This window comes from Butyricimonas muris (assembly GCF_046365375.1).
GTDB classification, from domain to species: domain Bacteria; phylum Bacteroidota; class Bacteroidia; order Bacteroidales; family Marinifilaceae; genus Butyricimonas; species Butyricimonas muris.
Genome location: NZ_JBKEIT010000007.1, coordinates 294,345 through 306,676 on the forward strand (window position 1 = coordinate 294,345; position 12,332 = coordinate 306,676).

8 protein-coding genes and 1 riboswitch are annotated in these 12,332 nt (G+C 48.8%); of the genes, 4 read left to right on the forward strand and 4 right to left on the reverse strand.

Translation table 11 applies throughout. From position 1 onward, the window contains the following. Positions 1 to 8: 8 nt before the first annotated feature. From ACK8P8_RS13555 to ACK8P8_RS13570, 4 genes are read right to left on the reverse strand one after another with little or no spacing between them, the layout of a single operon-like run. Positions 9 to 1,028, reverse strand: coding sequence for a PKD domain containing protein (locus tag ACK8P8_RS13555; RefSeq protein WP_186974588.1), 1,020 nt, complete (start codon positions 1,026 to 1,028; stop codon positions 9 to 11). Positions 1,029 to 1,035: 7 nt separating this feature from the next. Further along, positions 1,036 to 2,376 (reverse strand): DUF5074 domain-containing protein, encoded by a 1,341-nt coding sequence (locus tag ACK8P8_RS13560; protein ID WP_186974587.1) that lies wholly within the window; start codon positions 2,374 to 2,376, stop codon positions 1,036 to 1,038. Between the two features lie 48 nt (positions 2,377 to 2,424). After that, the gene (locus tag ACK8P8_RS13565) at positions 2,425 to 4,446 is read right to left on the reverse strand and encodes a TonB-dependent receptor plug domain-containing protein (RefSeq protein ID WP_369859742.1); all 2,022 of its coding nucleotides are present in this window, start codon (positions 4,444 to 4,446) and stop codon (positions 2,425 to 2,427) included. Between the two features lie 10 nt (positions 4,447 to 4,456). Next, positions 4,457 to 5,605, reverse strand: coding sequence for a DUF5074 domain-containing protein (locus tag ACK8P8_RS13570; protein WP_369859743.1), 1,149 nt, complete (start codon positions 5,603 to 5,605; stop codon positions 4,457 to 4,459). A 96-nt stretch (positions 5,606 to 5,701) separates the two neighbouring features. Beyond that, positions 5,702 to 5,897: riboswitch (cobalamin riboswitch) on the reverse strand. A gap of 850 nt (positions 5,898 to 6,747) precedes the next feature. On the opposite strand from ACK8P8_RS13570, the gene ACK8P8_RS13575 reads away from it, so the two are divergent. From ACK8P8_RS13575 to ACK8P8_RS13590, 4 genes are all read left to right on the forward strand, one after another. Beyond that, positions 6,748 to 7,566 carry a DUF4121 family protein gene (locus ACK8P8_RS13575; RefSeq protein WP_008766242.1) on the forward strand — a complete coding sequence of 273 codons (819 nt, stop codon included), beginning with the start codon at positions 6,748 to 6,750 and terminating at the stop codon, positions 7,564 to 7,566. Between the two features lie 19 nt (positions 7,567 to 7,585). Further along, complete coding sequence (locus tag ACK8P8_RS13580) at positions 7,586 to 8,527, forward strand: hypothetical protein (RefSeq protein ID WP_008766243.1); 942 nt, start codon at positions 7,586 to 7,588, stop codon at positions 8,525 to 8,527. Between the two features lie 79 nt (positions 8,528 to 8,606). Beyond that, the gene (locus ACK8P8_RS13585; protein ID WP_117897739.1) at positions 8,607 to 11,609 is read left to right on the forward strand and encodes an N-6 DNA methylase; all 3,003 of its coding nucleotides are present in this window, start codon (positions 8,607 to 8,609) and stop codon (positions 11,607 to 11,609) included. Positions 11,610 to 11,834: 225 nt separating this feature from the next. Further along, positions 11,835 to 12,332 (forward strand): hypothetical protein, encoded by a 498-nt coding sequence (locus tag ACK8P8_RS13590; protein ID WP_032559782.1) that lies wholly within the window; start codon positions 11,835 to 11,837, stop codon positions 12,330 to 12,332.

Below are 12,332 nucleotides of genomic sequence, written 5' to 3' on the forward strand. Positions count from 1 at the left end.
TGCTATTGCTATTTGATGGCTGCTGCTTTCAACAAGCGGGGTATGGGTAGGATATTTTGTTCTGCGTCATTAATCGGGGAGAATGTCCATGCATCCCAGCACTCGTCTTCCAGTTCCCGGTTACTGGCGTAGAAATTGGAATACTCGTACTCTTCCGCTTCCAGTACGGCTTCCCCGTATCCCAACCAGTAGGATGCATAAGCCACGTACCAGCCGCCCATCCACCAGTCGCCCTCGCTGGTAACCCTGACGTCATCAATGTTATCCTCTTGTTTTTGCACGTATATGCCATTCGTGAAATCCGCTTCTGTCAAAGAAATCCCCTTGTATTCTATTTTGTTGTGCACGAAATCATCGCTTTCAATTGAGATTTTTCCGTCACCGTTGCCGTCATAGCCGAATCCTTTGATGGCAGTCCCGTGTCCGTCGACCTGAACGATGACAAACAAACGGGGATCTTCCTTGGCAATGGCAATAATCATCTCCTCTCCTGTGGGGGTATCTTCCCTTTTTTGCGGTTTATTCCACTTGTATCCCCACGCCCGGAAAAAGACATCCTCGTCTGTCGGGTGCAATAAATCCTCCACCTCCGGTTTTACCCATTGTATCGCCAGCACCGAGCGGCACTCGCCCTCGCCCGTCCAGTTTTTGACATCCGAGATTTTGAAACCGTCCTGTACCGTGATATACGTGCTGTCCGATGCCTCGCCCAAGATGTTGGATGCCGTCACCTTGATTTTATACTCTCCCTCTGTGGCGGACGAGAATTCGTATATCGTGTCTGTTGATGTTGCCTTCCCCTCCACGAACCATTGCAGGTCAGCATGCGTGGTATTGATGATATTCGCTCTTAATCTTACTGCTTTTGCGGGAAGAATAGCATTTTTCAAGCTCAAGTTCTGTACAGACACCTCCGGTGCGGTAAGAGGCATCTCCGGTTCATCTTCTCCGCCATCATTATCGCTACAGGAACTCCACATTCCCGTGATAGCCAGAATAGCTAATATATAAAGTAAATTCTTTTTCATGAACCGTTTATTCAAAATTATAAGTGAAGAATGTGCCGGCGGGGAATGCCGTGTGATTTTCGTAATTTGCACTTAATTCTGGTTCATCCCCGCTAAAGTTGAATACACTGATGTTATTAATCTTGTAGTCTTGGCCGTATCCTTTTATGGAATTTAGATAAACTTCTCCGGTAATCGGGTGAACAGCGCACGTGTTGTAAATGATACCGACGTTGTCGACCATCGTTTTGGCATCCACCATTAATTTCGTTTCTCCCGTGCTGAAAATATGACGGTAAATTGTTGATTTAAGGGCACTCATGTATAGCGTGTCCCCTTTGGCTGTAATGCTGGGGGCTGCTGCGTATGATGGGTTCAGAAGGCTTTTTGCTTCCTCTGATACAGTGCTGCTTCCTAGTTTAGCGTATGTTTTCGGGTCAACTTTAGTGATTTTCCCGGATGCATCGGAAACCCAAAGATTCCCGTCGGATGCTTTAATTACACCGGAAACATTCCCGTCAAATTCAATCGTATTGCTAATTGCATCTTTACCTGCTTCAATTACGACAACCGTGTTTTTTACTGTGGCAAAAACTTTCCCGTCAGCAACAGCCATTGTATTTTTCCGAGCACCCTTTGTGCCTTCAATAAGAATGACGGTTCCGCTTGATGGTTGAAATCTTTTTATTCCATTATTGTCACGTAGGTAAATGTCATCATCTCCTAGTACTGCCACGTGGCTAGGCATACTCACCTGTCCGTTAAGTTCTTCCTGAAATTTTCGCTCCCTTTTCAATGTTTCTGCATTGAGGATGGTTAAAAAGCCTCCGTCATCACCCCCGTTTTGTGAAAGAATATACATTTTATTGTTTTTGATGAATAGATCTTGGCTTTGCTTTCCCAAGTCACCTCCGTTTTCAAGGTAATAGGCGTTATCTGTCACCTCTCCTTTAGGATTAATGAAAATTAAACTCCCGGGACTGCCCATGGGTGATTCGTTTACGATAAAAGTACCATACTTGTATTTCCCGTGAACTTCGATTGACGTGGAAGCGTGATTGCGGCTATTTGTAGTGTATGCTATAACAGAAACGTTATAATTTCCAATGCTTTCTGCCGTGAAGGTATAAATAGAATCTGTTGCCACTTTTTCCCCGTTTACAAACCACTCCAAACTTGTTTCCGTTGGGTTGTCAACTTTGGCTTTCAGTACGATAGATTCCATCGGGAGCGTCGAAAAACTACCATTCTCGCTTTCGATGGTTACGGTCGGTGGTACGGGTGTCCAGTTATCGTCATCATCACTACAAGAACTCAAGAATCCTACAAATATTCCCAAAAACAAAAGTGCTAAATAAAACTTCTTCATAATTCTAATTTTCATCATGTAATATTATATAACTTGTTTATTCTTCCTCTAAAATTCCCACATCAGTGACACGAGGCAGTTTCGCAACGGCATCGGGTAGTACTGCGTGGATTCGTAATAAGTGTCCAGTAGATTGTCCACCCGTATCTGCGGGGTGAGGCTCATCCCGTTACGGAACTCGTGACGGTAGCCTGCCAATATATTGTGTACCGAATAGGGGTCAGTAGCGTATGCTTGGTCAGTCGTGATAAAGCGTCGCCCGATGTAAGTCACTTGCCACGAGAAAAAGGCTCCCCGGTAATCGGCGGCAACCCGCACGTTCCATTTGAAGCGTGGCACGTAAGGAATCTGCTTCATGTAAGAGCCGTCGTCCTCGTGCTGTTTCTTGCGGGTACGGGATTGCGACCAACTGTAATTACCGGATGCGTTCACCTTTAAATCCCCCATCTCGTATGTCAGTTTCCCGTACAGTTCCACGCCTTCCGAGCGCACGTTGCGGTGATTCTGCGGCGTCCACACCCATTGATTCCCGTCCTTGGGCAACCATAGTATCCAGTTGTCGATATACATCAAGTAGCCCGATACCTCTGCGTCCAGCGATAACCCCCGGTACAAGTGTTTCCGGTAAGCCACGGAAGCGTCATACGAGTACCCGTCTTCCGGCTTCACCTCCGGGTTGCCTCCCGGTCGCCAATAGAGGTCGTTCATGCTTGGGAACCGATAGTTGTAAGCCATATTTCCCTTTACCTGCAACTCTTTTTCCCACAGGTTGAATACCACGCCCGCCGACCACGTGGATACTCCCCGGCTATCGTTTTGCTCGAACATATACTGCCCGTTCAGCATCATCCATTCCACCGGGGTCCACAACGCCGATGCCTGCCACGACAGCACGTTACGGTGATGGTGGAATGGCGGTTCCACCACCGGGATATCATAATCCACGTCGCCCAGCGTGTATTTCGACGAGTCAATATCAATGTAACTGCTCACCCGTATCAAATCGTGCGAGTAAGTCAGGCTTGTCCCCAGCACGAGATTTTCCCGCGGGGTACACGTGTAGTCTGCAATGCCTTGCCACGTCTGCGATTGATTTTTAGTACCCTCGGGGTCGAACATCCCCCCGGCGTACCATTTGTCGTACTTCTGCCGGTAGTACAGCCATGCCGCTTTCACGTGCAGGGCGTGTATACCCCGGGTGAAATCCAGTCCCGTGTATGCCCGGAAATTCGTTTCCCGCTGTTTCTCGTGTGATTGGTTCACCACCCCAAGCGCGGGGGGCAACATCCGTTCGCCCTCTTGATACCATGCTACTGCCGTCAACCGGGTGTAGCGCGACAACCGGAAATAACCTTCTTGCATTGCCGCCCATTGCGTGTAATCGGCATCCTGTCGTTTCTCGCGGAAGGGGACGTTGGTCAGAATCTTGTTCAAATAAGTATAGTTGTTATCCGAGTGCTGGTAATACAGGCGGGTTTTGAAACTTGATTTCTCTCCGCCCGTGTTTACTTGTGCCCCCGTGGTGTACGTGCCGTAGGAACCGTACTCGCCCAGCACTTTCCCGCTTACTCCCTTTCGCCAATCCGGGTCGGTGAATAGGTTGATACTTCCCCCGATGGCTCCCGTCCCGTTCTTCACGTGGCTGCTCCCGTAATACAAGTTGATATTGTCCGTGAAGAAAACCGGGATTTGCGAGAAATCGAACGTTCCCGACATCGGCGGCGTGATATTGATGCCGTTCCAGTTCACCCGTGTTTGCGAGGGACTGGCTCCACGGAAGGAGGCGGTCGACAAGGCTCCCATCCCGAGGCTCTTGATATAAATAGCCGTGTAGTCCGTCAGTAATTCCGCCAACGAACGGGTTTTATTCGCTTGCATGATTTCCGGGTCTATGCGGCTAACCTTCGCCCCGGCATTTGCCTCGTTGGCGTGTTGGATACGCCGGCTCACCACCTGCACCGTGTCGAGAGTCCCGTGCATCGCCACCGAATCCCGCCGCTGTGCCTCTGCCTGCATCCCGCTGCCCAGCGTGAAACAGGCACATAATCCTATCGTTATTTTTTTGAACATATTCTGCATTTTAACGTTGACTTCCGGGGAAATACACTTGCCCGGGATAAACACCCACTTTGTGGCTTACCCTTCTCCCGTCTTTCAGATAATGACGGATATAACCTCTTTGTGCCGTGTAATCCAAACAATCGCACAGGTAAACGTCGCCTTCGGGGCTAACCGCGAACCCGTACATCATACCCACGCCCGGCAGGTCGTAATAATGTTCAAATTCACCTGTCGTCACGTTCATCCGGTACACGCTCTGCTGTTCTTTTTCGCCCTTGGCGTTTTCTTCTGTCGCACGGGTTTTCACGTTGAAGTATATCCATGTTCCCGTCGGGTCGATATCCGTGCGGTTGTAATTGATATAGCCGATAATCTCGCCCGGTGTCTGTGAGCTCGAGTCGCCGATGGGGAGGGTGTACGATTTAACTACTTTTTCCCGTTTCGGGTCTACGCCTTTCAGCGTGATGCCTGTCACGACACCGCTCCTTTTCTGGTACATCAATCCCCAGATTATGCCGTCTTTGTCTATCAGCATCCGGCACGTCTTCGTGTACTCCTCGTTGTATATATCCTTGATTACCCGGGCGTACTCTTTATTGATGTTGTTGGCATCGAACACGTACAAACCTCCCTGCGTCATGCCGAACACTTTATTTTCCGCCACGACCAGATATTCCACCCATCTCGGGATTGAAATATATTCCAGCGGCTTCCCGTAAGGGGCTACCGTGCGAATACGCACCAGTTGTCGGTTCAAGTCGGACACGACGGCTTCTGTTTCCGAGATAGGCACTATCTGTCGCGGGTAACCCGCCTGCGTGTAGAGTATCGTTCCCTCGGATTTGAACGTCACGGGATTGACCACCTCGATTTTCTTCGAGTTATTCATCGCCACGAAATACTTTCCGTTAATCAGCGTGATGGATTGTGCCACGTCACCCATTGGGCGATGGTTCACGTCTTGAAAGGCATCCACTACCACGGTACTGTCTTTGTATATCACCGATATCGCCCCGGCGTTCGTGTTAATCAACCCCTCGTTCAGCACGAGAGCCTCAATATCCCCGTCGCCCAGCACCCCGTCGGGATAAGGCATCCCCGGTTTGTCGCACGACGCTAACGTCATGCTAATCCATACGATTGTCAGAAAATGAAACCACTTTTTCATGAACATAAATTCCCTTTTAGTCAGAAAAAGGCTTGACGTACACGGTCGACAATTGTTAAGCTATCGGCGTTCACGTTCTTCCTTCCCCTTGAACGTTAAACAATGTTGTGTATGGCAGGTCTTCTGACTTGTTCCCTTCCCGGCGTCCTTCCCATCCTTAAAATGGACAGTGGATCGTGAGTGCCGGAGAAGTTGTTACGAAACTTACAGCAGTGGATCTGTTCAGGATTTGCACCTGATTCCCTATTAATCCCACGTAAGATTGTAGAATATCTTACACGAGAACCATAACGCCGCAAAAATAATACGTATTTTTTAATATTACTAATGAATGGGGAAAGATTTATTTCGTTAGGAGCACGGTCTATCTCTCATTATTGCGAGTTTTAGCATTGAGATTTATCTTGATCTTAGATTGTAGCCATATTGTTGTGTATTGTAATTTACATATAAATTAGTATCTTTGACCTATTGGAAACAACAGCAACTCCCAATCCTCCTCCCGCGTACAGTTGTGATTTGCTTACAAATTAGTATCTTTGACCTATTGGAAACAACAAGTGTCTGTCGTGGATGTCCGAGTATCTGTTGTGATTTGCTTACAAATTAGTATCTTTGACCTATTGGAAACAACAGCAACTCCCAATCCTCCTCCCGCGTACAGTTGTGATTTGCTTACAAATTAGTATATTTGTAATAGTCAGAAGTATTTTGTTTGACTATCAGTGTATTATATGAAACTCGCATGAGAATGGGCAACGGATAAGAAAAATGCAAACTGTTTAGAATCACTATATTCCTCATGCTGTCAAATAACTCTTTATCTTTCTGCAAAGATAATGTTTTTCCTCTGAATACCGGAATTTTCCGGGTATAATCTTCACGGTGATTTCAAAAATAATCCAAATCAAGAATGACATCTGTACCGTAGCCGAGTTCACGTAACTCACAGGCAAAGGTAACTCGTGTTCTTATCGTACAAGCAAGGTCAAGCCCTCCGGGTGGCGTGGAAAAATCATCCTCGCCCCGGAGGGCTTCGGTATTTTTCCCGCCAACCTTGCATGTACGGAACACGACCTTTTAAAGCCTGTAGTTACGGGAACTCCGGCCCCGAAAAGCCGGACTAACAAAAAAACAATGTCATGTTACAGGCAACAAAGAACAAGTACGGTATTGAAACGCTCAAGACACTGAATGTTTTGTACGACCATGAACATTGGCTGACGCAGGAGGATGTGGATATGGCCAACCGTTATGTCGAACTTATAGAGCAGACGCGCTCGGAAATCACACCGCAAACCGGTGACAGGCTGATTTATCTCAGCCGTCATGGGGACTATTACGGCAATGCACTCATAGACAGTATGGATGAAAAGAAAGGCCTGCTTTCCATCTGCGAACAGCCGTATGTCCCATTCGTATGGCAATCTGCGGATAATATCCGCCTGAGCGTCAGCGGTGGAGCTTTCCACCATGTAAAAACGGATGATCTGAAATTCAACGGTTGGACGGAAGGAGCATTCAAAGACTGGGGACATTGCGGATCGTGCGCTCACGGATCAGTTACATTCACGGCAAAAGTCCCACAATGGATTTACCGTGAGCCGGAACCGCTCTATGGTGATTTCACGACAGAGACATACCGCCGTTTTTATCTTCACAAAGACCTGGAAGCGAGAAACCTCTACCAAAGTCTTGATATCGCTTTTCACAATGAAGAGGACTTCCGGCAATTCCTGCAAGACTATGAGGGAACGGTATTCAAGGGGAATTGGAAAAACCAGATCGTGGTATGGTGCTTCCGCAGGGAATATGTCTTCCTGCCTCTGTCGGAATGGGAAAAGATTGATGTCCCGGCAGTGGAGCGAAGGCTTAATTTCCATCCCGAGCAGGTGAAGATTGTCAAGGACATGGAGAAGCACATCACCTATTTCCACCGTATCCAATCACAGGATTTCTAACACTTAAAATCAAACAGATATGCAAACGACAACATCATTCAAACCCGGCAACGCTCCCGACCTGCTTTCAGGAATATTGAGCGTACAAGTAAGAAACGAGGACAAGATTACCGAGCAAGACCGCCTGTTTTGTCAGAACCAGCAGGACATGCTCTACAAGACGCTTGACCGGATAGACCGCTGGTATACCATCTTCAAGGAAGAGGCGGAACAATACCGAACAGAACGGGACTTCTCATACGACGACAATGGGAAAATATCCATGCGTGACCTTTACTCGCTCAGAAACGGTAAGGACGATTATTCGCACAACGAGTTCAAGCCGTTCGATGTGCTGAACGATTTGGTAGACAAGAACCACAACGCCAACTCTAACTTCGCCAACCGTATCATCGCCTACTTCAACAGGACGTACAACGTGTCGGTGCCGGAACAAAGGATAAACGAAAAGACACTCCGCATGGGCTTCCGTCCGGTCTATGGGACATACGTGGATGCGGTTATCGAGCATTTAGGTGGCAAGAGTTTCCGGGAAACGGCAGTGGAAGAACTGCTTGCCAGAGTCGCAAAGGTAGTCAAGCCTTCCTGCTGGAGCAAGGTCAAAACGGAGCTGAAGAAGGACAAGATTGTCTTTCCCGAAATCATTCGCTTCGATGATTATTACATACAATACCACCAACGGTGCAAAATCAGTTACAATTACAGTGGAGAGCTGGAAACCCTATGCGCGGGTATCGCTTACGGTGCGGATGATGTACTGTGCGGCAACTCGAAAATGATTATCCGTTTCGATGACAACGACGTGTCTGTCAATGACTGGTACGACCTCACGACCACCAACGCCGAGCAAATCCGATTCTACAAGAACGGACGTATCGACGTCAAATTCAAGGACAGCGCGGCAGCCGAGAGCTGCTTCAAGCGTCTCCGATTGGATGAAATCACATTACCGGAGAACTGACCATGAGAAGAATCCCACAGCACCCCGTAAGGCAACTCTTGCGGGGTGTCTTCATTTCCAACCGTAAACTATTAAAGATATGTACGCCATCATACCCCAACAGATACCACAGGACAGGCGGGCCGAGGTCAACGAGAAGATTCTTTTCGCCATAGACTCCGGCAAGGATCTGATTCCGGCGGAGAGCATCTACAACTGCTATACCGGCATCGGCGGGCTGCACAACCTGAAACAGTCCGACTTTGCCAATTACAACGAGTACGCGGAGGCCAAGAAAGAGTATGAGATGGGACAGTTCTTCACCCCGCATGAAGTATGCAGAGACATAGTGGATATGCTGTCTCCGGCCTCTTCCGAGATGATACTCGACATGTGCTGCGGCATGGGAAACTTCTTCAACCACCTTCCGAACCATCATAACACCTACGGTTTCGACATAGACGGAAAGGCGGTGGCCGTTGCAAGGTATCTCTACCCGGACGCCCATATCGAGAAATGCGACATCCGGCAATATTACCCGGAACAACGCTTTGACATCATTATCGGCAATCCGCCTTTCAACCTGAAATTTGATTACAGGCTGTCACAGGAATACTATATGGAAAAAGCCTACGATGTGCTCAACCCGGCAGGCATCCTGATGGTCATTGTTCCCAGCTCGTTCATGCAGAGCGAGTTCTGGGAGAAGACACGCATAACGGGCATCAACAGCCGGTTCTCGTTCATCGGGCAAGTGAAGTTAAATCCCAATGCCTTCGCTTCCACGGGAGTCCACAACTTCAACACGAAAGTAATGGTGTTCCTGCGCAAGTCGCTGCATATCGAGATGCAGGCCTACAACGCGGAAGAGTTCATCTCCATGTCTGAATTGAAAGAGCGCATCCGCGAGGCAAGGCTGATGAAGCACAAAATACGCTTCGACCTGATGCGCGAGACCAACCGGATTGACAAGGAGGAACTGGAGGTATTCGAGTACAAACTCGCCAAGTACATGTACGAGTTGAAAGCCCACACCAAGCTGAACAAACACATAGACAAAGCGGAAGCACTGGTCACGAAGTTCCGTAACCAGAAACCGCCGGAAAATGCCACCCGGGAACAGGTAAACCAATGGGAGAAGAACAAGCTGACCACGACCAAAGTCCTCGGTATCATCCGCAGGTATATCACCTCGCAGAATACCGTACCACGCAAGGAAGTGGCCCTGGTGAAGACCTCCTACGGCTTCAAGCTGAAACAGTATGCACCCCGTCTGCTGGATAAGGTTTCACACAAGGCGGCAAGTATCAATGACCTTGTGCTGGGACGGAGCGAACTTCCCTTACCGGAACTGCCGACTGAAAAGAACATGCGCCAGATACGTGCAGCGGAAAAACTGATACGCAAGAAACGCAGGCAATACGAAAACCAGAACCGGCAGTTTACAGAAATGCAACCAGACCCATTTCTGCAAGAATACCTCGATCGCACCACTTTCAGAAACAAGGACGGTGAGATATGTGAGTTTACATCACTTCAAAAACACGACCTGAACCTGGTCTTGCAGAAGCGTTATGCTTTGCTGAACTGGCAGCAAGGTTCCGGCAAGACGGCAGCCGTGTATCATCGGGCAAAATACCTGCTTAAATTCCATAAGGTACGCAATGCCGTCATTCTGGCTCCGGCCATTGCCACCAATATGACTTGGATACCGTTTCTGACAATCAATCGGGAGAAATTCCGTATAGTCAGAAGTAATGCCGATTTGGAAACAGTACCTGAAGGTGTATTACTCATCCTCTCCACCTCCATACTCTCCAAACTGAAGCGTGGACTGTCAAAATTTGTCAGACGCACATCCGGGAAACTCTGCCTGGTTTTCGATGAATCCGATGAGATAACCAACCCGTCTTCACAACGGACAAGGCTTGTCTTGAGCATTTTCCGCCGTCTCAAATACAAGATACTCGACACGGGAACCACCACGCGGAACAACATCGCGGAACTGTACAGCCAATTTGAACTGCTGTACAACAATTCCGTCAACATGGTCTGCTGGTGCGACCGGATATACCACGAGAACAGAGACAAGGAGATAGAGGAAGAAAGCAACCGGCATTACGGAGAGCCGTTCCCGGCTTTCAGAGGCCATGTGCTTTTCCGTTCCTGTCATTGCCCCGGAAAATCCACCGTATTCGGCATAGAGAAGCAGAACCAGGACGTGTACAACAAGGAGGAACTGGCGGAGCTTATCGGAAAGACCATCATCACCCGCAAGTTCAGGGACTTCGCAGGCGAGAAGTACAAGATACGTACCCATACGGTCAGCCCGGCTGAAGGCGAGCACGAGGTTTACCGCGTCATTATCGAGGAATTCTGCCGCATTTGCGAGCTGTATTACAACAGTACGGGAGACGCGAAGAAGGATGCCGGGCTTAGGCTCATGCGACAGATCAAGCTGCTCATCAAGGCGTGCTCCGTCCCGCACCTGATAGATGGCTATTTCGGCGACGGGATTCCGAACAAGACAAGATATATCGAGAAACTGATACGGAAGATTCCCGGCAAGGTGGCTGTCGGCTGCACCTCCATAGCGGCGTTCGACCTTTACGAGAATCATCTCCGCGAATGCTTTCCGAACCGTCCGGTGTTTGTGGTCAAAGGCGACGTGACCTTCAAGAAACGGCAGAGCATCGTGACTGAGTTCGATTCCACCGTCAACGGCATACTGGTCTGCACACAGCAGAGTCTGAGCAGTTCGGTGAACATCCCGACCTGTAACGATGTGATTCTGGAATCGCTCCAATGGAATATCCCGAAGATGGAGCAGTTCTACTTCCGCTTCATACGTCTTGATTCCAAAGAACTGAAGGACGTACATTATGTCACCTACAAGGATTCCGTGGAGCAGAACCTGATGGCACTGGTACTTACCAAGGAGCGGCTGAACGAGTTCATCAAAAGTGGTGAGGTGAAAGAACAGTCAGACATCTTCGAGGAGTTTGACGTCACTATGTCCGTCATCGAGAGCCTGCTGGTCAGGGAACGTGACAGGGAGGGCAGGATACATATCAGCTGGGGAAGCCAGCGCATAACCGGCTAAAAATGAAAAAACATGAATAACCGCAGATTCCATTCCACAGGCAAAGGTAACTCCGCGCCTTTACCGGCTGGGCAAGGTCAAGCCGCAAGCGGTTTTCGGGAAAATCATCCTCGCCGGAGGCTCCGGTATTTCCCCGAAAAACCCTGCACAGCCGGGGCCCGGACCTTTTGGAGCCTGTGGAATAAAATCCCCGGTTCCGCATCAATAACTGTAATGAAAAAGATTATGGACTTGAATCAGGCAGAAGTGGCAGTGACCACGCAGCATCTCATCGACATCCGGCAGGAAAGGGACAGCCTGCTGCGTATGTCCGATTTCGGCGACATGGGAGAATTCCTATGCACCTGCTCCGAATTGTTTCCCGAAGAGGAAACACCGGAGTACAGGTATACGAAATGGGAGGAAATCCCGGACCCGCTTATCAACAGGGAATGGCTTTGTCCCAACTTCTTTGATATAAGGGAGGCAATGGAGCAGCTGGAGGAACCCGACAAGGATTTTTTCTTCGACTGGTGCGACCGTTACGGACACGATATCAGTACGGAAGACCCGCACCTGCTGGTAGCGCATTACCTGGAACTGTTCGGGAACGTGACCTATATCGACGATGACTCCTGCCCGGACAGCGGGGATGACAGCCTGCTGTATTATCCGGGCATATCAGGCAACTATTTCGATAACTGTTTCCCTCGTTTTGAAGTATTCGATGACAATTACGATTAA